A 21,729-nucleotide genomic window follows, 5' to 3' on the forward strand; every position below is an offset into this window, starting at 1 on the left:
TGCAAAGCGCATCGGGGCGGGATCAGAAGCCGCCCCGAAATCCCGCCAGCACCGTCGCGCCGCGGTAGGTGAAACTGTACAACTCCTCCGTGCGGTCGTCGGCCAGATTCTCGCCTCGCACGTAAAGCTGCCATTGGGGTGAATAGTGGTACGCCAGTTGGGCGTTGATGCGAACCGCCTCGTCGATGTGAATCTGGTGCGCCTGGTCCTGGTAATTGCCGCTACGGTAAACCGTCTCCACCCACAGACTCAGCGGCGTCTCCGGAATGCGCCACTGCCCGTAGACCCGCCCCTGATGTTGTGGCTGGCGTACCAGTTCTTCCCCGGTGTCCAGGTCTTCGCTGTGGGTATAGGTGTAGTTGATCCCTGTCATCAGGCCATAGCCCCAGGTGGTTTCGCCTTCCACTTCGAATCCCCATAGCTGGGCACGCGGAACGTTGATATTGGTCAGCAGCAGCGGCGAGGTCGGCGCGAAGGCCACCCGGATCAGGTCGCGATAGTCGGCATAATAGCCCGTCACCGAAAGGCGTTGTGTCGATGTCGGCAGCCAGTCCACCCCGGTCTCGGCGCTCCACCCCTGTTCAGGCCGCAGGTTGCGGTTGCCGAAAACGGGCTCGAAGTACCATTCCTTAAGCGTCGGCGGACGGTAGCCATGACCGCCGGAAGCCCTCACCTGCAGGGTATCCAACACCCAACCGTTAAGCCCCGCATAGAAGGTCGGATTGGTTTCGAAATCGCTGTAATGATCGAGCGTCGTGCCCAGCAAGCCGCTCCATCTTCCCCACTGCCCCCTGAGTTCGGTCAAACCCGAAAGCGTGTTGCGCTCCCCGCCCAACTGGAACGCGGGAGTCAGTGAGGCATTGTCGCCTTCCTCATAGCGGGCTTCTCCACCCCACACGAAATGCAAGGCGGGCATTGAGCCATCACCGTCGCCGCCAAATAGGGGGTGGGTATTGGTCCAGCGGGACATCAGGAGGTGCTGATCGAACCCAAAGGGCGTACCTCGGGAATGCCCGTTCTGACGGTTGCGGGTAAAGCCCAATTGCAGGCTGGAGGTCCAGGCTTGGCTGATATCGGCGGAGGCCGTCGTCTGGGCCACCCAGTTTTCCGTGTAGGAATCGGAGTTTGGGTCGTCCATCAGCCCCACCTGCAAAGCCGGTGTCAAACCCGAGGCGTCTCCGTCGGCGCGCGAGGCACCGTAGAGCAAGGTGCCGTTCAGTTTGAATTCGCCCGATGGCTGTGCATGAAATCGGCCCAAGACCTGGTGTTGCCAGAAATTATCCCGTTCGCGGTTTCCATTGGCCGGATCAGCGGTGCTGGGGCCATCCCACATATCATCGCGGCTGGCTGTCAGCGTCCCTCGCATTCCCTCGCCCGCCCAACTGCCACCCAAGGTTTCCGACAACGTGCCATAACTGCCGCCTTCCAGATGCCCGAACACGCCCGTTTCCTTGCGGTCCCGGCTGTTCAGGCGAATCACGCCGCCCAGCGCTCGGCTGCCGTAGCGCGGCGCCATGGCTCCCCGTACGACGTCGACTTGCTCTATTGAGTCCGCCGGGAACCCCGTGAGATTGAAGGCGCCGGGAGTTGAGCTGTAGAGGGGTACACCATCCAGGGATATCTGCCCCAGACCTGCGCTCGCACCGCGCAGCGACAAGCCGCTGAGAGCAGTGCGTGTATTGGATGACTGCAAAGTCACCCCGGGCAAGCCCTGAAACACGCCGTTCAAATCCCGCTCCTCGGAGCGTTCAATGGCCTCCCTATCCTGAATCGTGCGGGTGACAGCGCCTTCCGCCGGCCCGCCTTCCGAGGCTTCTCCCACAATCCGAACAACGGGCAGCGTCGCCTCCGCCGCCAATACAACTGCCGTCGCTTGCACCGCGAGCAGCGCCACCCATATCGCCCGACATCCCAAGATTTTCCCCCTTGCTCGACGGGCTACGTTGGCCGCGAGCTTTGTAATTTGTTACGCCGAATAGGGTTAATTCCGTGAAAGGCGCGCAAAGTTCAATCGACAAAGGCTCATGGAGAATAAATTTCCTATCCGGTGCATGGGCCAAATTCATGTGGTAATTTCACCTATAGCGAAAAGAAATGGCTGGTGCCCAAGCACCAAAAGGAATTTCAGGTGGACAACAAAAACAAACCACCGCGCATCGCCAAGCTCACCAGGCCGGTGAATCGGAGCACCGTTGCGCGCCCCCGCCTTTTCGACGTCATGGACGCCGCCGAGCACGCGCGCGTGATCTGGATCCAGGGCCCGCCCGGCGCGGGTAAGACCCTTCTCGCCAGCAGCTATTCCGAATCCCGCTTGGTGGACACCCTGTGGCTGCAGATCGATGCCGGCGACACCGATATCGCCACCTTCTTCCATTACCTCGGGCTCGCAGGCCATCGCCAAGGGAAGCCCCTTCCAGCCCTGACGCCCGAGTATCTGCTTGGACTGGCGATCTTTTCCCGCCGCTTCATGGAAGTGTTGTGCGAGAGCCTGGAAACCCCGGCCATGCTGGTGTTGGACAACTATGAGCACCTGCCGCCAGAGGCGCCGCTGCACCACCTGATGCCCGTGCTGGCGGAATCGCTACCCCCCGGCGTTCGCCTTGCCGTGACCAGCCGGGACGAGCCTCCGCCGAGTCTGGCTCGGCTGCGAGTGCATGGCACCATGCTATGTCTGGACGGCTCCGATCTTGCCCTGACCTTGACTGAAATCGAGAACCTGGCCAGCCGTACCTGCCAGCCCGTTCCCGACCACCACACCCTGGCCATGCTGCACGCGCAAACCCAAGGCTGGATGGCAGGGGTGGTGCTGATGCTGGCCCAGGGCGCCAAACTGCCTGCTGCGTCGCCCTCGCAGATCCTGTTCGACTACTTCGCGGGAGAGTTTTTCGCGGACCTTCCGGAAGCCATAGGCGATGCCTTCATGCGCACCGCCCTCATGCCGACCCTGACCGGGGAGCAGGCGGCCACACTCAGCGGCGAAACGGCCATCGTGGAGGCACTGGCGGATCTGCAGCGGCGCAATTATTTCATCACCGAACGCAACGAAACGCCGCCGGTGTTCGAATATCACCCCCTCTTCCGGAGTTTCCTGCAGGCGCGGGCCATCAAGCGCTTCGATCCCGAGGAATGGCAGACCGTGCAACGCCAAACCGCGGCACTGTTGGGTGAATCCGGACTGATCGACGATGCCGTGCGACTCTACGCGGACGCAGGCGCCTTTAACGAAATGGCCCATCTGTTGGTGCGGATCGCACCCCAGTGGCTCGCGCAGGGCCGCCACCAAACCCTCGTGCAATACCTGCGTCAGCTGCCGGAAGACATACGCGAAACATCGCCCTGGCTGGCGTTCTGGATGGGCCTCGGCCTGCTGCCACTGGATTCCCACAGCGCCCGCCTGCAATTTGAAGCAGCCTACGAGCGATTCAAACCGCTGGCTGATAGCACGGGGCTCTACTCCAGTTGGGCTGGCATCATGCAGGCCCTGTTCCTGGCCATGGGCGACCGCGCCCCGGCCAAGCGCTGGATCGCGGAAATGGAATGGTTGCGCGATGCCTATCCCGAGTTCCCATCGCCCGAGATCGAACTGCGCGTCTACAGCGGCTATGCCATCATGCAATGGATAGATCCGCTCCACCCACTGATCCTCAAGGCCTCGGAACGCATCAAGGATCTGGTCGAAAACGAAAGCGCCCTGCTGTCGCAAACCTGGGCGGCCAGTCATGTCGCCGGCATGTTGTGTTGGCTGGGCCATTCCGCCCGCGCGGTGCGCCTTCTGGAACGGCTTGCGCCCTTTGTGCCCGGGGACGCTCCGCCCACCATGCGCATCAATTACCTCTACGTCTGCGCCTCGGTGCTGCCCATACACGGCGCCGCGCAGAAGGCGCTGGCAACCACGCGGGAGGCTTTGGACCTGGCGCAGGAAACCGGCATCCTCGCCTTCAATGGACCGCTCCTGGTTCAACGCGCCGTGTCCGCCCTGGTTGCTGGTGAGGTGGATGTCGCAGAGGAAACCCTGGCGCGCTTCATTGGTAGTATCCCGCCCCCCACGCCGCCGGTCATTCGCGCCCTTCACGATTATCTGATGGCCCTGAGCTTCGCGCAGAGGGGCAGCCTGGAACATGCGGGCGAACTCATCGCACAAGCCTCCGAGGCGTTCCGCAGCCTCAACGCCATGCTATGCCACCAGATCTGCACCGTCTTTCTCGCCTGGTTCCAGGCGCTGCGGGGCCTGCATGAAGACGCGCGGCGCAGCTTGTCGAACGCCAAGTCGATATTTGGCGGTGTGGTCAACCCAGTCATCTACGCGTGCATCGCCATGGCCGAGGCCTACATCGCCTACGAAACGAAGGACGAAGGCCTGGGCGATCAAATGCTGGCGCGGGCACTGGCCATTGCCCGAAGCACCGACTCCATTCCCTGGGGCCTGCTCGGCCCGGCGCGCACCGCGCCGCTCTACTTGCGGGCTTTGACCCACGGTCTCGAGGCTGACTGCGCGCGAAGCCTGGTACGTCGGGTGCCCGTAAGTCCACCGGAGAATTGCGGCAACGACTGGCCATGGCCGGTAAAGATTTACGCCCTCGACGGTTTCCGCATCCAACTGGACGAGCGATTGCTGGAAGAATCCGGAAAGTCGCAGCGCAAGCCCATGGAACTCCTCATGTGGCTGCTCAGCCAGAACAGTCGCGACGCAGCTGCCGAACACGCCTCGGACGCCCTCTGGCCGGATGCAGATGGCGACCTGGCGGTGCGATCTCTCAACACCACCCTGCACCGCCTGCGCAAACTGCTGGACTGCCCAGACGCCATCAGCATGCGCGACAACCGCATTCGCCTTGAGCGACGGCAGATCTGGGCCGATCTGTGGCAGTTCGAGAGCTTGTTGGAACAGGCGTCTTCCGCGGCCCGCGGCAGCGATGCGGAAGGCGCGGCGGACCTTCGCGCCCGCGCCCTTCCACTGTACCAAGCCGATTTTCTGCAGCATGTGAACACGCCCTGGGCAGCCGTGCGCCGGGAACGCCTGCGCAACGAATTCCAGCAACACCTATGTGCCCTGGCGCAGCATCTGGATGAGCAAGGACGCTGCGAGGACGCCTGTGGATGGTACCTGCGAGGCCTGGCCGTGGACGACACCGCGGAAGTTTTCTACCACGGCTGCATCAGCCTGTACCTCCGCCACCAGCGCCATCCCGAGGCCCGGGCGGTTTATGAGCGGTGTCTGACAGTGTTTCAAGCCCTGCGCGACTCCGCCCCTCCGGCCAGTCTTCAAATCCTTTCAAGACAATTAGCTGTGGGCTGACGGCTCGGACGCACACCCAAAAAAGCCGCTTTCACTCCCCCACCTACCAAGCCAACCAATCCCGCCAGGATTTGCACCCAATCAAAATTACAGCAATACCATGGGAACGTCGGAAGCGACGCCCCATGTGGCGGCAGTCCTTGCCTTGATTGCCAGCAAACACCCAGAGCTTCGGCGGCAGCCGGATGAACTGTACGAAGAATTGAAAGAGAGTGCCCGCAAGCTGACCGGCAACACCACACCCCCGCTAAGCGCGACCGACCTGACGGAAGGTGACAGGACTGGCGTTCCCTGTATTGGCATACTAAATAATCCGAAAAGACCGCCCGCCCCAGGCTATTGCCATCTTGGCAGCGACCCGATTCCCGACAGCGAGGCTTACGGACATGGTTTGATCGACGCGGGCAAAGCTCTTAACTAAACAGCAACTCATCGGGGTACGGGCCTTCTGCCGTACCCCGTGACCCGGTCAAATCCGCGCAAGACCATCGGCGCTTTTCGAATTACCCCGCCCAGCCTCCCGCCGCGACGGCGCAGCGGTTGGCGGCTGTCTGCAAGGCGTCCGCGCAGTTCTCATTGCCACAGCCGGCTTCCTGGGCGGCGCTGCATTTCAGATGCCCGGGCCTTGGCAGCTTGCGCACGAAGGCGGTGCGGGCCTGGTGATAGCTCGGGTCATCGCCCCAAAAGTTGCGGTTCATTTCCGCCAGTTCTTCCATTCGGTACTTGGCCAGGGGCTTGGTGCGTTCGGCCATCTCCAGATCCTCGCGCTTCCGTTGCACCTGCCCGGCAAAGTCCTCGCCCTGGGCCACATGCTCGGCAATGCGCGTGATCTGATCCCGGAACCGCTCAAAACCGCCGTTGCCCAGGTCATCGAGGATGATCACGTCGTCGATCAGGCCCATGGCCTTGGCTTCATGCACGCCCACGGGCAAACACTGCTCGGTGAGCCGTTCCGCCATGACCGCGCCCACCCGTTTCGGCAATGAATACGTCCAGTACTCCGAACCATACAGTCCGCCCATGCCCTTGTAGTGCGGGTTGAGCACGATGCCTTCGCGGGCGAACACCCGGTCGGCCGCCAGCGACATCATCACGCCCCCGGCGCCGGCGCTGCCGTACATGGCGGCGATAGTGAGGTGATTGGTCGCCTGCAGCAGGCTCAATACGAAATCGTTCATGGCGTTGATGTTGTCCCAGGACTCCGCAGCCGGATCCGCCGCCGCCTCGATCAGGTTGAGATGAATGCCGTTGGACCAGAAATCGCGCCCGCCCAGCAGCACGATCACCTTGGTCGGGCGGCTGCGCGCGTAATGCATGGCCTGTTCCAGGCGCCGGCAATGCTCGGTGCCCATGGCACCGTTGTAGAAGCGGAAATTCACATAGCCGATTTCATTGTGTTCCTCGTACCAGATGTCGCGAAAGGTGGCCGCGCGCAGATCGGCATGCAAGGGAACCGGCACCTCCGGCACCTCGTCGAGCATCTCCGGAATCACCATGGCCGCCGGCAGCTTGAAGGTATCGCGGGGCGTCTCGCCCTTGACCTTCATGTGCGAGATCCACACGGCCCCGTCGACCGCCGCGCGGCAGATGGCGCCGTGCCGCTGGGCGATGATGTCGCCCGGCTTGCCGACCAGGGAGCCCTCGCGGTGGGCGCCGTACAAATAGACTTCGCGCCCGCAGATTTCGTCCAGCACGCCGGGCGCGCCATCGCCCGAGCGGATCCTGCGCACGATGGCGTCCATGCTGTCACATTCCCAGTTCACCCGGCGTTGCGTCGCCTTGACCACCGGGCGGAAGCGCCCTTTGACACCGGGCCGGGAGTAATCAAGTGGCGCGGGCACGAACAGGCCGCTCTCAAATCGCCGCACCGCCACCAGCATGGCGCGCACCGCCGCACGGGTCACCTCGTCACGATACAGGCTGCTCTTGCTGGTATCGCGCATCCTGAACTCATACGTGGCCCAGATGGGGCCGGAGTCCACATGCTCGGCCGCCTGGACCACGGTAACACCCCAATGGCTCTCGTCATTGAGGATGGCCCAATCCAGCGAATTGGCCCCGCGGTCGCCGACAATGCCGGGATGCAGGATCAGGCAGACGTGATTTTCCCAAATTTCCCGCGGGATGACCTGGGCGAGCATGGGACACAGGATGAGATCGGGCTGGAACTGGCTGACTGCCTGGCGCATGGCCTGGGCGTCGGTCGCCACGGCAACGCCAACCCAGTGGCGCATGGCTTTCAGTTCAATGTGGGCATGTTGGGTGAGGCTGTTGTACGCGCTGGAAAGAAGCAGGATACGCATGACGGGACTCCCTAATCGTTGTTGTGTCGCCGTGGAACCGGCGTTATCTCGCCTCCACATCCCTCGGGTCAGCCAGGGCGGCGAGCACGCAATCGGCTCGCGCACTGCGGGCCGGCGGCCATCATGACAGGGTCGTTGTTACGGATGATGAACAGAGGAGTTGCCGGTGGTCGCAGCCCCTATCAATCCTTAACAGAAACCACGACCGCGCACGGCAGCCAAAACTGAGGTCAAGTGCCATTCTTCGCCCGTTGCGGGCGGACACCTATCGTTGGAGGCTACGGCCCAGGTTGTAACTCATCTGTAACAATGAATCCAGTAATTTAGCGTCAGGGTTGGTCCTGGAGGAATCGGGCATGGGCGGGACAGGGATGGCTTCCGGGGAACCTCACCAGGCCCCCCGGCCGGCCAGCGTCCGAGACTCCGGCGACCAACCCTCGACGCTTTGCCAGAATTGGAGCGGGTCTCTAGATGTTGATTCGCAGGACGAAAATGTCCCGCCTAAATGAGCTACGCCGAGCCAAGCCCCGTAATGCTGGGGGACTGGCGGCTACCAGCTTCGGAGTCGATGCGGCTGCGCCATCCGTTTGCTCTAGCTGACGGTGTCCTGGGCCTGGTTCCGGTCCCTGGCTTCGATCTCGGCTCGAATCGCATCCATGTCCAGATTCAGCACATGCTCGATGACCTTTTCCAGCGAACTGGCAGGCAGGGCACCGGATTCACGCACCACCATGATCTTGTCCCGCAGCACCATCAGCGTGGGCACGGAGCGGATGTCAAAACCCTGCGAGAGTTCGCGTTGCCTGTCCGTATCGACCTTACCGAAACACAGTTCCGGGTACTTTTCCGCCGCCGCCTCGAAGATGGGCGCAAAGGAGCGACACGGGCCGCACCAGGTAGCCCAGAAGTCCAGGATTACGATGGGGTTGGCGTCTATTACCTGGGAAAAACTTTCGTCGGTGACTTCAATGATGGCCATGCTCTACCTGTCTGTAGGGGTGGTTGATGTGCCCCGAAACCGTCTTGGAATTGGCGCGGGTTCGATCGCCAGGCACTCCAGTCCCTGTATCTCGCGAGAAATGTGCCAAAGCGGATCTGACCGGCGGCGACAGTTCCTCGCCGCCTCCTCCAACAGCCCTAAACACTGAGATTACGCGCCTCAGACCCAGCTTCGAGTCTCCCCGCTTACCCAATCCAGGGCGGTCCTAAACCGGTAAGCCCTGTCCACTTTGGAGCACTATCGGCCTAGCATTGTCCCGAAAGCGACAACCGGCGGCGATCGCCGGCACCGCGGGCAACTCACGCGCCCAGCGGCGGCAATCGGGGCTGCTTGGCAGACCCTCGCTGACTTGCGTAAGCTGACGGGCAGACGGCACCCATGTCGCCGCTTACCACATCCAATTCATTGCAACCATAACAAGGTAGTTCCATTGCCCGCCAGACCCGACTGGACTGTCTTGGCACTGACCGGAGGCGTCGCCGCCCTGCTGCTGACGCCGCTTTGCGGATTGTGGTTTTCCTGCGGCTGCGATTGGCCCTGGGCCGGGCTTTACGTCCACTGCAACGCGCTGCGGGCGGGCGCACCCGAACCCCACTGCCCCTGGTGCGTTTACCCCCTGGTGGCCGTTGCCGCAATCGGTTTCGCCGCCTTCATCGCTTTGCTTGCCGTCATGGCTGCTTGTGCGTTGCAGGCCGACCGGAGCGCCGCTATGCTCTTGGCCTGGGGCAGCGGCATCGCCGCCTTCACCCTGGCGCTGGCTTTCACCGGCTGGATCACCGCCATCTTGACCGACCATCCGAGCTTCCTGGGCATGCACTTGAGCTGACATGAGCCGCCTCGTATTCGCCGCCTTGCTGTCCACGCTTCTATTAAGCAGCGGGCACGCCCTTGCGCAGGAGTCTGACGACAGCGCCTGCGTTTCACCCGAGGGTAGTGGCATCTGGGTTTCCCCTCGTTTCCCGCGGTCGGGCGATGACCTATGGATCATGGCCGTCTCCACGCAGGGTCCGCTGCGCCAACTGACCCTGGAGGATGCGTCCGGAATGGCGTCCGATCTGGAAGGCACCCGGCGCGGCGGTCCGCCGTGGAGCCTCTCGGCCCGGACTGGCCCCTTACGCTTGGGCAACTACCGACTGCGCGCCGACGGCGGCACCGGACCCTGCCTGTCCCTGCGCGTGGGCGACGGCCTGCCCGCCGACAGCGGAGGTAACGTCTGGGACCTGGCCACCGAGGGCTTTTACTCCGCCTGGATCGAACAGCTTTTCGATGCGCCCGCGGATGAGAACCTGAGCTTCCCTTCCCTTGAGCCAGTGCTTCGGAACCCGGAGCGTAACTTTCTGTATGGTTACCTCGGTCTGGGCGAGGATAAGGGGCTTCCCGCCACCCCGGATTGCGCCGACCTGCCCTATTTCCTGAGAAGCTATTTCGCCTGGAAACTAGGCCTGCCCGTGGCGTACCGTGCCTGCAGCCGCGGCAGTTCCGCCGCGCCGCCGCGTTGCGGCCCGGCCAGGATCGTGCGCGAATTTGCCCGCGGAACACTCGGTCAGGCTGGTTTCCGCGCCGTGTCCCGGCAGTTGGCGGACGGAGTGCATTCGGGCAGCGCCCGCACCGCCCTGAACGATGAAGCCAGCGACTTCTATCCGGTGGAACTAAGCCGCGAGACCCTGTGGCCCGGCACCGTCTACGCCGACCCTTATGGCCATGTGCTGGTGCTGACCCAATGGATTCCCCAGACCGCGACGCAGCCCGGCTTGCTGTTGGCGGTGGACGCACAGCCGGACAACTCGGTCAGCCGCAAGCGCTTCTGGCAGGGAACCTTCCTCTACGCCAACCCCATCGCCAGCGCGGGCCCGGGATTCAAGGCATTCCGCCCCCTGTCGAGCACTCCGGGCGGCTTACGGCCAGCCTCCAATAGCGAGTTGATGGACGCGGCACAGGCGCTGCCGATCTCACTGGAACAGAAGGCCCTGGACGCGGAGGACTTCTATGCCCGCATGCAAAACCTCATCAACCCCAAGGGACTGCCGCCACGCAGGTCATACGAGGCGATGCTGGACGCCCTGATGGAACAACTGGATACGCGCATCACCTCGGTGGAAAACGGCGAGGGCTATTTCCGCAAGAACCCCGGCGCCACCATTCCCATGCCCGACGGCGCAGCCATCTTCGAAACCGTAGGCCCCTGGGAGGACTATTCCACCCCTTCCCGCGACATGCGCCTGCTCATCGCCATGAAGGTGCTGCAGGGCATGCCGCAGCACTTGCGCGAGCATCCTGAGCTCTATGCATTGGATGGCGAATCGCCGGATGCCGCCGCAGAGGAGTTGGAGGCCTATCACGCCGCGCGCGCGGAAGAACGTAGCATCACTTACACCCGCAGCGACGGCAGCCTCCAGCGACTAAGCCTCGGTGAATTGCTGGAGCGCAAATCCGCGCTGGAGATGGCCTATAATCCCAACGACTGCGTCGAGGTCCGCTGGGGAGCGCGTCCAGGCAGCCCTGAATATGCAAGCTGCAGGCGCCACGCCCCCGCGGCCCAGGCGGCGCGCATGGAAAAGTTCCGGTCCTGGTTTCGCGATGCGAGACGCCCGCCCCGTTGAACTCACCACGCGCCGGTAGCCGCAGCCTGGCCCCCGCACCCCCTGCAGCCGAGGAAACGGCTGCCCATTCGCTACAGGAAAGAAAGCCGTGAAACGCCTGCCGCTGTTACCACCCTTGATCGTCGCCGTGACGCTCGCCGCCTGCGCCGGAAAACCCGCGAAGGCCCCGACGACCCCGGCTAAGCCTGCCCCCGCCGCAACACCCGCGCCAGCCACGCGCCTGCAACCGCCTTTGCCGAGCTACCGTTACGCGCAACGCTCCTACAAGGACCGCATCCTGAGCATGGCGCGCCACGAATGGGAGTTTTTCGGCAATCAGCGGGTCATCTACGACGATCAGGGCGAGAGCATCCCGCGCGTCGGCCAATGGGAGGACGACGACTACCGCCACGCCGAGCGCGTCAACATGTACTGGCGCTCCGCCCATTCACCCGGTTTGAACGGCTTCGACTGCCAGCAACCCTGGTCCGCCGCCTTCATCAGCTGGGTCATGGAGGCCGCGGGCGTGTCCGAGGAATGGTTCCCGCCAGCCAGGGCCCATTGGGTCTATCTTGCGCATTTTTTGAACGGAGCGCGCTACGGCGACAGCGTATTCGTGCCCCGGACCATCCGCGAATACTCGCCACGGGCAGGCGACCTGATCTGCGCGACGCGCGAACCGGTGGTGTCCCCCTACATCAGCGAGCCGCCCCCGGCCTACCTGCTTGAGAACACCAAGCTGCACTGCGACATCGTGGTGGAAAAGCGCGGCCAGACCCTGCATGCCATCGGCGGCAATGTGCGCAACTCGGTGTCACGCAGCGAGCTGACCCTGACACCCGACGGCTATCTGCAGCCGACACCCACCCGTCAATGGTTTCTGGTGGTGGAGAACCGGCTGGACTGAATTCTTCAGTCCTGTGACTCGGCCGTCTTACCCACCAGTTTGTTGGCCTCGTTGCGTGCATAGTTGTTGACGCAAAAGCCGATCGAGAACGCCAGAGTCCCAGCAAACAAGCCAAACAGGAAGATTTCCACCCACGTAATGCCGATCATGTGCATACCTCGCGAACTGTTGGCAAACCAGTATTAAAAACCTACCGTTTCACTATAACCAGGCATCACGGGTTTACAATAGTGACCTTGTTTTACGTACTGTTCACGATTAAGAAACACGACCCTGGCATTCATTCCTTGACGCCCCCCAGGGTCAGGCCTTCCATGTAATAGCGCTGCAGCGCGAGGAACAGCAGCAGCACCGGCATCAGGGTCAGGACGGCGGCCGCCATCATCAACTCCGTGTCCTGCACGTGCTCCCCCATCAAATTGGCCAGGGCCACCGGCAAGGTATAGCGCTCGCTGTCGGTGAGCACGATGAGCGGCCACAGGAAATCGCTCCAGCTTCCCAGAAAGGTGAACACCGCCAGGGTCACCAGGATCGGGCGGCACAGGGGCAGCACCAGGCTCCAGTAGATTCGCAGTTCGCTGGCCCCATCGATGCGGGCAGCGTCGAGCAGGCTGTCGGGTATGGACCGGACGAACTGACGGATCAGAAAGATACCGAAAATGCTCGCCATGCCGGGAACGATCACCCCGGCAAAGGTATTGACCAGGCCCAGGTGCTTGAGCAGGAGATACAGCGGCAGCATCGCCACCTGCCCGGGAATCACCATGGCGGCCAGCATCCAACGAAACAATCGATCCCGGCCGGCAAATTGGAATTTGGCGAAGGCATAGCCCGCCAGGGAATTCAGCAGCACGGACAGAATCGTGGACAGGCTGGCTACCAGCAGGCTGTTGCGCAAGCAAAGCCCCAGATCCAAGTGGCCGAATAGCGTGCGGTAATGCTCCAGTGTTACCGCTTCAGGCCAGAGCGGAGGCGGGAACCGCACCGCCTCGTTGGCCGGCATCAGCGACACGGAAAACATCCAAACCAGGGGGAACAGGGTCAGCACCACCCCAGCCAGCAGGATCAGGTTGACCAGCACCGCCTGCACCCTCCGTGTCCCGTTCATGGCCGGCGAATCCGCAATTGCACCAGGCTGCCCAGCAGGATCAGGACGAACAGGGCGAAAGCAATGGCAGACGCGTAACCCATGTTCCACCAGCGGAATCCCTCCTGGAACATCAGCAGGCCGAGGCTGAGGGTGCGATTGGCCGGGCCGCCCTGAGTCATCACATAGGGCTCGGCGAACAACTGCAGGTAACCAATCATGGTGATGACGGTCACGAAGATAAAGGTGGGCGCCAGCAGGGGCAGCGTGATATGTCGGAACTGCTGCCATGCTCCTGCGCCGTCGATCTGGGCCGCTTCGTAAAGACGCCGGGGTATGGCTTGCAGCCCGGCGATGAAAACGATCATGTTGAAGCCGAAGTTCTTCCACACCGCCATCAGGATCAGGGCCGGCATGGCCCAATCGGGATCGCCGAGCCAGTCCACCGGATCCAGGCCCAGATGGCTCAGCGCGACATTGAGCAAGCCATGGCGCGGCTGATACAAATAGCGCCACACCACCGCGACAGCCACCAGAGTGGCCACCACCGGCAGGAAGAACAGCACCCGGAACAGACCCTGGAACCTCACCAAGCGGTTGTTCACCAGCAAGGCCGCCCCCAGGGAAACAGCCACGGACAGCGGTCCACCCACCGCCATGAAGTAAAGGGTGTTCTTCAGCGCGGTCCAGAACAGAGGATCGCCCACCAGGCGCAGATAATTGCCTACCCCGACCCAGCGCAACCGGGACAGATCGCCCAGGGCGTAGATGTCGAAATCGGTAAAGCTCAGCATCAGCGCGGCGGCGACTGGCAGCACAAAGAAAACGGCGATCAAGACGAGCGCCGGGGCAGCGAACCAGACACCGGGGCTGATGGATGCCAGATCAGGTTTGGCCATGGACATGCGGCGCGGATGCTCCAGACAAGGCGGTTCTACCAACGCCCATGGTCCATGAGCCAGCGGCGCTTTTCCAGTATCGCGTCCACATCCTGGTCGAGGGCGGTGAGCGCCGCATCCTCCGTCATCTCGCCACGCACCGTGCTTTCCGCGTAGTGCGCCAGCTTGCTGGCGATGCGCTCCCATTCGGGAACCTTGGGCACGGCGGCGACGTGTTCCAGTTGCACGCGAAACGCCCGGGCCTTGGAATCCTGACCCAAGTCCGGGTCATCCCAGGCCGAAACGCGCGCCGGCAGGTCCCCGGTGCTGCGGTAGAAACCGGCTTGAACGCGAGTCTCCGCCAGGAACTGAATCAACTGCCAAGCGTGCTCCCGCTGCCTGGAGCGCGGCGACATGGCGAGACTGGCACCGCCCGCCAAGGACACACCCGGATACGAAACATCGGGCGCCGGCAGCGGCGCCGTGTCCCACTGATCCTGCAGTCTGTCAGGCAGACGGCGGCGGAACTCTCCCAGGTTCCAGGGTCCGGTCAGGTAAAGGCCGAAGTAGCCCTCGGCGAACTCCTGGTACAGATTGGAAACCTGGGTGTCGGAAACGGCGGGCGCCAGGCCTTGCCGGAACAGGTCCACATAGAAGGCAAAGGCCTGGCGAAACGGCGCGGCGCGAAAATCCCCAAAGCGCCCTTCTTCCCTCAGCATCCCCGCGCCCAACTGCTGCGCGAGGATCACCGGCACCTGCCATTCGTTCACCGGCAACAGGATGGCAAAGCGCCCCTGCTCGCGCAGCCGCTGCATGGCAGCCAGCCAGGCCTCCCAGGTTTGCGGCGGTTGCGTCACGCCGGCCCGGGCCAGCAGATCCTTGCGGTAGAACAGCACGCGCGTGTCCACGTACCAGGGAATGGCATACAAGCGGCCCGACACCCGGCTGGCATCGAGAATGCCTGGAAAGAAGTCACCCAATGGCATGCCGGTGCGGTTAGCCCACGTCGCCAGATCCTCGGCGGCGCCAAGCGCGGCGAATTCCGCGACCCAGGTGGTTCCCAACTGGAACACATCGGGCATGGCGTCCCCGGCATAGGCGGTGAGCAACTTTTCATGGGCCGCGCTCCAGGGAATCTGCTGCACCTTGACCTGCACGCCCGGGTGGCGGCGCTCGAATTCCGGCATCAAGCCGCGCACCGCCTCGCCCTCGCGCCCCAGGGCCCAGAACTCGACCACGTCCGGTTGCTCGCTGCCGCAGGCCGCCAGCAACAGGGCAACGAGCAGGCCCGGCCAGCGGCGCCGCCTCACCGTCATAGGGACACTTTCATTTTGCGCCCGCCGGCCACCTCGAATCCTTCCCGCTCGTAAAAGCTCAGGGTACGTTCGAACTGCGGCAGTGGTGGAGTGGTCACCTCCAGGCGCGTCCAGCTCCGTTGCCGTCCTTGAGCCTTGACGTGCTCGAGCAAGGCGCGGCCGATACCCTCGCCGCGAAAGCTCGGACGCACGTAAAGCTCGGGAATCATGCCGAAGCAGCCTCCGGCATAGAGAGCGCGCATTTCCACCGCCGAAATGAAACCCAGCGGGCTGCCGCCATCCGCCGATCGCGCGAGAAAAATCCGATAGCTGCCTTCCTCCAGCCATTCCGCGCAATGCTTCGCGATCCTTGAGCGATCGGCCTGGAACTGGCGGGCGCCGGTCAAGGCCATGATTTCTTCCAGCAATTCCACGGTCATGACGGCAACCGCTTCCGAGTCCGTCATCACCGCCGTGCTGATCAACAGGTTTTCGATTGTTTTCACTTAGTATTCACCCTTTCACTCACCGGGTCCGGCGCGCCATGTTCCCCGGCACCTAACATTCGGCATGAAGTAGCCCGGCTACCGTTCCCGCTCGCGTCCCGTGTAACACGTTGGCACCGGCATGCCGCCGAAATCGTTGAATTGTATTTTCTCGCTCTTTAGCATCAAAGCGAGAATCTGGTAACTTGTACGCACATTCGAAACGGTGCGGCCATGTCCGAACAAACGAGTAAGTACGCGTTTCTCACCACTCGTGAAGCAGCGAACCGGTTGGGGATTTCCCTGCGGACCGCTCAACTCTGGAGCGAGCAGGGCATCCTGGAAGCCTGGAAAACTGAAGGCGGGCACCGCCGAATCACCCAGCGCTCCGTGGACCATCTCCTGATGGGCGGCCGCAAGGAGGACGCGCCCAGGGTGGGCGATAAAGCACCGGCTGAAGTGGCGCAATTTCGGATCACACTGGAACCTGAAATCGAAAAATTGCGGGTCCTGGTCGTAGAAGATGACAACGTACTGCTCAAGCTCTACCGTCTGTGCTTCGAGCACTGGGATCTTCCCGTCGAGTTGTCCACCGCTAGCAATGGTTATGATGGACTCATTCTGGTGGGCCGCACATCCCCCGACATGCTGATTGCCGACCTGATGTTACCTGGCATGGATGGGTTCAGCATGATCCGCACCCTCCACGGCTCTGCACTTCGCGAAGGTCTCGAAATCGTGGTGGTGACCGGACTGGATGACACCAGCATAGAAGCCCAGGGCGGGCTGCCTCCAGGAATCAGGGTATTTAAAAAACCGGTACCCTTCGACACCCTGCGAAATCATGTCAAACGCCTGATTGACCGGCGCAGAACCTTATCCGGCCTGATGGCAACCCTCTGAACAGCGCCTTGATTACGATTATTGACGATTACTGCAGGAAGCGTTCGAGCCCCATCACGCCTATTTAAGGCGAATCCGAGCCATGGATACCCCATGTGGTTGCTACCGGCCCGAGCCGATGAAAGCACAAACCCAATTATCCCCGAATAGCAACATTCTCCTGCGGAACATCTTAGGATGTCAGATCACTGGAATTCAGTTTTTTCACTTTTTAGATAGAACGCGAAATCGCATTACCGTGAGCCGTAACAGATCTTTCTGAACTCACCGCGGCGGCTGTACAAGAATAATGGTCGCCTCGCTCTTGCCAGAAAGTGGCCGCAATAAATTATCGACGCCAGCGGTCCGTTCTCTCTCTCGTATTGGAGGAAATGCCCCACTCCAGTGAACTCAGCCCCACGGAACCTCATGGCACGCGGGGCTGAATCCCTACTTCAGCGCATCAGAAGCTGTTTTTGGGCAGAATGGGAAAGAAGTTGCCGGCGTCGCAGACCACGCTCGGATCCTTCTTCGAAGGCAGACTGCAGACAACCACCGAGGCCGTTGCGGTCAACCAGGATTTCTTTACCTTCACCTTCAGCTTTCCGTTCGGCTTTAGGCCCAGCCTGATCAGTTTCAGATCGCTACCTTCCAGATCCAGCACAATGAACAAGCCCAGGCGCTTCTTCTTCGGCAACTTGTCGGAGTTCCACTGGATCTGATACTTCTTGCCCACCATCCAGGGAGTCCCGTCGTCCGGTGTTAGCAGGGTCACGCTGGCACCGGTGTTAGGGTCCACCTGTGGTCCCGGGGTATCCGGCGTCGGTGCTTGTACGGTGATCGTGACACGACTGGGATCGCTATCCTCCACGCTGTCATTTACCACCAACTGGAAGGTATAACTGCCGGCCGTCGCGGGCACGAAAGTCGGCTTAACCGCCGTAGCGCTGGAGAAGCTGACCGCCTCGGGCCCCTCCACTTGAGACCAGTGGTAGGTAAGTCCCGGACTGGGAACTGGGAAGTAGTTGTCGGGCTCGTAGCTGCCGCTGCCATCCAGGGTAACCGTTTCGCCCACTTTGACGGTCTGCGCCGAACCGGCATTGGCCACTGGCTGGTTATGGCGGTCATGGACGAATACGCCCGAACTGTCGTAGCGAGAATCCAGGGAAGCCCCCCAGAATCCGGCCAGGAACCGCCCGTACGCATCGCCCGAAATCACGGGGTAGTTGTCGCCGCTGGAGGTGTCGGCGAATCCCAAGGTCTGGCCGCTGACACGGTTATGGACGAAGACTCTGCCGCTACCGGACGCCAGATTGGTGGAATCGCTGTAAAAGGCTACCCAGGTGCCGTCCTCTGACAGGGAGGGACGGTATAGTGAATCGCCGTTGCCGGAGACACCACTGCTGCTGACGCTGGCCTTCGCCAACGTTCCGGTCTGGGTGTCCTTGAGGAATATGTCGCCGGTAACGGAGTCACCGGCGATCAGTTGGGTGCCCCGGGAGGGAAATGCCACAAAGCGTCCATCCCCGGATATTGCAGGACAGGATACGGAACTGATTCCCTCACCGCCCTGAGCCTGCTGACCGCCGAGGCTGCTGGACGAGACCAGGGCAACCTCGTCACTGTTGGCATCATAGAGGAAAATGTCCCACATGCTGTTGGCATCCACCGCTACCAGATCGCTGGCATAGGACCAAAATGCGATCCGGCTTCCATCGTCGGAGATGGCCGGGCAATCAGACCCAAAGATTCCACCCTCACCGAGGGTCGTGGCGCTCTTGGAAACCAGTGAGGTTTCGCCGCTGGTCAGATTGTGCGCGTAGATTTGACCGGCGCGCGTGACGCCCGGCACCAGATCGGTGGCATAGGACCAAAAGGCAACAACTTCGCCGTCACCGGACACATCGCCGCGCTTGCTCTGGCCACCGGCCTGAGTACCACTGGAATCCACGCTGACCAGACGGGTAGAGGCCGGCGAAGTGCATCGGTCGCGCAGAAAGACGTCGGTTGTACCATTCGCATCGCCGCTCACCAGATTGGTCGAATCCGACTCGAACACCACGCGGCAGCCATCATTGGAGATTGAAGGCCAGTCGCTTGAACCGTTGCCATATTGCCCCCCATTGCTGCGGGAGATCAGTTCGGTGGTCCCCAAGCGTCGGTCGCGCAGGAAAATCTGATAACCGGAGGTATTGGGACTGACCAGTTTCGACTCACCGGATCGAAACACCACATAACGGCCGTCGGGCGTCACCGCCGCATGATCCGCATTGTAAAAGCTATCCGGCAAGATGCCATCATTGCCCAGAGAGGCTAGGTCATAGGCCTCCCGCGCGTAGGCCTGGGAGACCATTGAAAGCACGAGAATGCACAGCGTTGTAAGCCTGGCTGGAAGAAGCGGTTGGGAAACGCCCAAGAATGAATTCATGAAAGCTCCATGAGACGGTAAAATTCGGAACAGCCCGCGAGGATGATGGGAGACCAAAAAATTAAGCCAAAGTCTTATCCAAGACGATTCCCGCAGCACACATCAACGACCTTAATTAACTGGTATTTACAAGATCCTCCGCAGCGTCAAGATAAGCCAAGAACTTATTATAAAATAAGACAAAAAACCTGCCACCTCGAACAAGTGAGTTTCAAGTCAGCGGGATATCGATGCCTTGGCCCACGACTCCAGCAGCCGCTACACGGCTTGTAAATTCCCTCGACAGCGGCCCCTCTCACTGCATTCCGGCAGAGGCCTCCAGGCCATCGATTCACGCCCCGCTGCACTACCGCTACAATCAGGGCCCTGCGTTCTGAACCCGTAAAACGAACTGGAGGTCGTGAGCGCCCCGATCCGGTGGCGCTGTCCGGCCACGACTCGGACGCCTCCTTGAGAACACCCATGCCATGGCCAGCGTCAGCTTTGAAAATGTCGGCAAGATTTACCCCAACGGCCACACAGCGATCCGGCACTTCAACCTGGACATCGCCGACGGCGAGCGGATGGTCTTCGTGGGGCCATCGGGCTGCGGCAAATCCACGCTGTTGCGCCTGCTGGCCGGCCTGGAGACCATGAGTGAAGGCCGCATCCTGATCGGCGGGCAGGACGCCAGCCGTCTCTCGCCCCAGGCGCGCAACGTTGCCATGGTGTTCCAGGATTACGCCCTCTACCCGAACATGACGGTGCGCGGCAACCTGGAATTTCCGCTGCGCATGCGCAAGCTCCCCGCAGGGGAGATCCGGACTCGCCTGGAGCGCACCGCGGAGATGCTGGCGCTCAGGGATCTGTTGGAAAGGCTGCCCCGCGAGTTATCCGGTGGTCAGAGACAAAGGGTTGCCATGGGACGCGCCTTGGTTCGAGAACCCGCCGTGTTCCTGCTGGACGAACCCCTGTCCAACCTGGACGCCAAGCTGCGCGTGCAGGTCCGGGCGGAAATCGGAGAACTGCAGAAGCGGACCGGAACGACCATGGTGTATGTCACCCACGACCAAGTGGAGGCCATGACCCTGGGCGAGCGCATCGCGGTGCTGGAGGGCGGCCGGCTGATGCAGGCGGCCGCGCCCGAGGCGATCTACGAGCAGCCAGCCAATCCCTTCGTGGCGGGATTTATGGGCAGCCCCCCCATGAACCTGTTTCAGGCGCTCGCAAAATTCGACACGGCCGGAAGGCTGCTGGTGGATCTATGGGGACATTGGGTTCCGGCCAGGCAGCCCCAGGCCACAAAGGAAACGCCGATTCCGGAATCAGGCCAGTTGACCTGCGGGCTGAGACCAGAGGCGTTTCACGTCGCCGACGACGGTTGGCTGCAAGCGCGGGCCCTGTGGGCGGATTACCTGGGTCATGAAACCTTGCTGTACTTCAGGCCCGAAGCCGCCCCGGCGGAATCGGCGCCCCTGGTGGCGAGAATGGCCGGGCAGAGGCTGTTCGCGCAGGGGCAGGCGGTGCGTCTTAAGGTCGACGAAGCAGGCATCTACGCGTTTGCGCCGCAAGCCAGCCTGACCTGAATCAGGCCAGCCACGCGCCAACTGCTTAATGCATCAACTCGTCCAGCCCGCGGGAAGCCTCCTCATAGGGCGGCAGCGATGCCATCAGGGCGTCCGCGTCCAGGCCAAGCTTGCTGACAACCGCCTCCGGCAATCCTGCCCGCAGAGCCTCGAGATCGGCCCCCTGGTCCTGCCGCGTAGCCAGATAATCCGCCAGATGAAACACGCCAGCCAGGGGGATGAAAGGTTCCGCCGCCAGGGGCGAGGGGTAAGCGTTGAATGCTTGGACCAGTTGGTCCGGGAAGTTCCAGCGCTTGGCCAATTCCGCGCTGACATTGGCATGATTGAATCCGAGCAACCCCGCCTCCACGCCGGCCCGGCTGCCTCCGGTATCCACCGCGCGCGCGACCACTTGGGCCTGTTCCGGCATCTCCAGGAGAATCAGCAGCATGCCGATATGCAGCATCAAGCCGCCCGAATAGGCCAGGTCCGTCCGTTGTCCGGCCGGCTTGGCCAGCAGTTGGGCGTATTCCGCCGTAGCGGCGCTCAGGCGCCAGAAGCCCTTGAGGTCAAAGCCCGGAGGTCCCTTGAAGGCGCTCGCCAGCCCGCTCGCGACCACCAGGGTGCGGACCGCGTTGAAACCCAGCACCATCATGCTGTCATCGATGGAAGCCACCTGACGGGGCAGTCCGAAGCGCGCGGAATTGGCCATGCGCAGAACGCGCGCCACCAGCACCTGGTCCATCGCGATCTTCTTGGCAATCTGTTTGCCGTCCGCTTGCGGGTCGTCAAAGCTCTTGATAAGTTCCAGCACCACTTCTGGAACCGTCGGCAAATTCTGGGTATGGGCAAACATTTCTTCGAGGGTTTTCATGGAGTCTCCTTTTGGACTTTCCGCTCTTGGCAGCGCAGCGAATTCCTTGGTTTCCCGGCGGAAAGACCGGGCCGACGACAGGAAGTGGACGATTGCAGCGCACGTGCTGCGCTGCTGGATCAGTATAGGCGACCTGGAGCCCTTCGGACTCACAGAACAGCTGCAGACCAT

General features: G+C 62.0%; 17 protein-coding genes. 7 read left to right on the forward strand and 10 right to left on the reverse strand.

Annotated elements, in window-relative coordinates; translation table 11 throughout:
- Positions 1-22: 22 nt before the first annotated feature.
- Positions 23-1,894, reverse strand: a complete 1,872-nt coding sequence (locus EK23_RS06610; protein WP_045224540.1) for a TonB-dependent receptor plug domain-containing protein — start codon at positions 1,892-1,894, stop codon at positions 23-25.
- Positions 1,895-2,101: 207 nt separating this feature from the next.
- On the opposite strand from EK23_RS06610, the gene EK23_RS06615 reads away from it, so the two are divergent.
- Together EK23_RS06615 and EK23_RS06620 are read left to right on the forward strand one after the other, a co-directional pair.
- Positions 2,102-5,296 carry an ATP-binding protein gene (locus tag EK23_RS06615; protein WP_158002459.1) on the forward strand — a complete coding sequence of 1,065 codons (3,195 nt, stop codon included), beginning with the start codon at positions 2,102-2,104 and terminating at the stop codon, positions 5,294-5,296.
- Between the two features lie 58 nt (positions 5,297-5,354).
- Positions 5,355-5,717, forward strand: a complete 363-nt coding sequence (locus tag EK23_RS06620) for a S8 family serine peptidase (protein WP_268748169.1) — start codon at positions 5,355-5,357, stop codon at positions 5,715-5,717.
- 82 nt (positions 5,718-5,799) lie between these two features.
- Here EK23_RS06620 and EK23_RS06625 read toward each other — a convergent pair whose 3' ends face one another.
- Both EK23_RS06625 and EK23_RS06630 read right to left on the reverse strand, forming a co-directional pair.
- Positions 5,800-7,599 (reverse strand): hydrogenase maturation protein, encoded by a 1,800-nt coding sequence (locus tag EK23_RS06625; RefSeq protein WP_045224543.1) that lies wholly within the window; start codon positions 7,597-7,599, stop codon positions 5,800-5,802.
- A gap of 592 nt (positions 7,600-8,191) precedes the next feature.
- Positions 8,192-8,578, reverse strand: coding sequence for a thioredoxin family protein (locus tag EK23_RS06630; RefSeq protein WP_045224544.1), 387 nt, complete (start codon positions 8,576-8,578; stop codon positions 8,192-8,194).
- A gap of 451 nt (positions 8,579-9,029) precedes the next feature.
- On the opposite strand from EK23_RS06630, the gene EK23_RS06635 reads away from it, so the two are divergent.
- The 3 genes from EK23_RS06635 (at position 9,030) to EK23_RS06645 (ending at position 12,085) form a co-directional block, all read left to right on the forward strand.
- The gene (locus tag EK23_RS06635; RefSeq protein WP_145998580.1) at positions 9,030-9,425 is read left to right on the forward strand and encodes a hypothetical protein; all 396 of its coding nucleotides are present in this window, start codon (positions 9,030-9,032) and stop codon (positions 9,423-9,425) included.
- 1 nt (position 9,426) lies between these two features.
- The gene (locus EK23_RS06640) at positions 9,427-11,199 is read left to right on the forward strand and encodes a hypothetical protein (protein WP_052807994.1); all 1,773 of its coding nucleotides are present in this window, start codon (positions 9,427-9,429) and stop codon (positions 11,197-11,199) included.
- An 88-nt stretch (positions 11,200-11,287) separates the two neighbouring features.
- Positions 11,288-12,085: a DUF2272 domain-containing protein gene (locus EK23_RS06645; RefSeq protein ID WP_045224546.1), complete on the forward strand. Its 798-nt coding sequence runs from the start codon at positions 11,288-11,290 to the stop codon at positions 12,083-12,085.
- A 5-nt stretch (positions 12,086-12,090) separates the two neighbouring features.
- On the opposite strand, the gene EK23_RS23630 is transcribed toward EK23_RS06645, so the two are convergent.
- The 5 genes from EK23_RS23630 to EK23_RS06665 all read right to left on the reverse strand — a co-directional run bounded on the left by EK23_RS23630 (position 12,091) and on the right by EK23_RS06665 (position 15,851).
- Complete coding sequence (locus tag EK23_RS23630; protein ID WP_158002460.1) at positions 12,091-12,234, reverse strand: hypothetical protein; 144 nt, start codon at positions 12,232-12,234, stop codon at positions 12,091-12,093.
- 131 nt (positions 12,235-12,365) lie between these two features.
- Positions 12,366-13,193: a carbohydrate ABC transporter permease gene (locus EK23_RS06650; protein WP_045224547.1), complete on the reverse strand. Its 828-nt coding sequence runs from the start codon at positions 13,191-13,193 to the stop codon at positions 12,366-12,368.
- Positions 13,190-14,077 carry a carbohydrate ABC transporter permease gene (locus tag EK23_RS06655; protein WP_235281940.1) on the reverse strand — a complete coding sequence of 296 codons (888 nt, stop codon included), beginning with the start codon at positions 14,075-14,077 and terminating at the stop codon, positions 13,190-13,192. The genes EK23_RS06650 and EK23_RS06655 overlap by 4 nt, the downstream gene beginning before the upstream one ends.
- A gap of 29 nt (positions 14,078-14,106) precedes the next feature.
- Positions 14,107-15,366, reverse strand: a complete 1,260-nt coding sequence (locus EK23_RS06660; protein WP_045224548.1) for a sugar ABC transporter substrate-binding protein — start codon at positions 15,364-15,366, stop codon at positions 14,107-14,109.
- On the reverse strand, positions 15,363-15,851 hold the full coding sequence (locus tag EK23_RS06665; RefSeq protein WP_200892105.1) for a GNAT family N-acetyltransferase: 489 nt from the start codon (positions 15,849-15,851) through the stop codon (positions 15,363-15,365). The genes EK23_RS06660 and EK23_RS06665 overlap by 4 nt, the downstream gene beginning before the upstream one ends.
- Before the next feature lie 213 nt (positions 15,852-16,064).
- On the opposite strand from EK23_RS06665, the gene EK23_RS06670 reads away from it, so the two are divergent.
- Positions 16,065-16,733: a response regulator gene (locus tag EK23_RS06670; RefSeq protein WP_045224549.1), complete on the forward strand. Its 669-nt coding sequence runs from the start codon at positions 16,065-16,067 to the stop codon at positions 16,731-16,733.
- A gap of 442 nt (positions 16,734-17,175) precedes the next feature.
- Here the strand turns inward: EK23_RS06670 and EK23_RS21585 are convergent, their stop codons facing one another.
- Positions 17,176-19,140: a TolB family protein gene (locus EK23_RS21585; RefSeq protein ID WP_145998581.1), complete on the reverse strand. Its 1,965-nt coding sequence runs from the start codon at positions 19,138-19,140 to the stop codon at positions 17,176-17,178.
- Positions 19,141-19,607: 467 nt separating this feature from the next.
- On the opposite strand from EK23_RS21585, the gene EK23_RS06680 reads away from it, so the two are divergent.
- Positions 19,608-20,705: an ABC transporter ATP-binding protein gene (locus EK23_RS06680; protein WP_045224550.1), complete on the forward strand. Its 1,098-nt coding sequence runs from the start codon at positions 19,608-19,610 to the stop codon at positions 20,703-20,705.
- A 25-nt stretch (positions 20,706-20,730) separates the two neighbouring features.
- Here the strand turns inward: EK23_RS06680 and EK23_RS06685 are convergent, their stop codons facing one another.
- Positions 20,731-21,558: an HDOD domain-containing protein gene (locus tag EK23_RS06685; protein WP_045224551.1), complete on the reverse strand. Its 828-nt coding sequence runs from the start codon at positions 21,556-21,558 to the stop codon at positions 20,731-20,733.
- Positions 21,559-21,729 lie beyond the last annotated feature (171 nt).

This window comes from Methyloterricola oryzae, from assembly GCF_000934725.1.
Classification (GTDB): Bacteria; Pseudomonadota; Gammaproteobacteria; order Methylococcales; family Methylococcaceae; genus Methyloterricola; species Methyloterricola oryzae.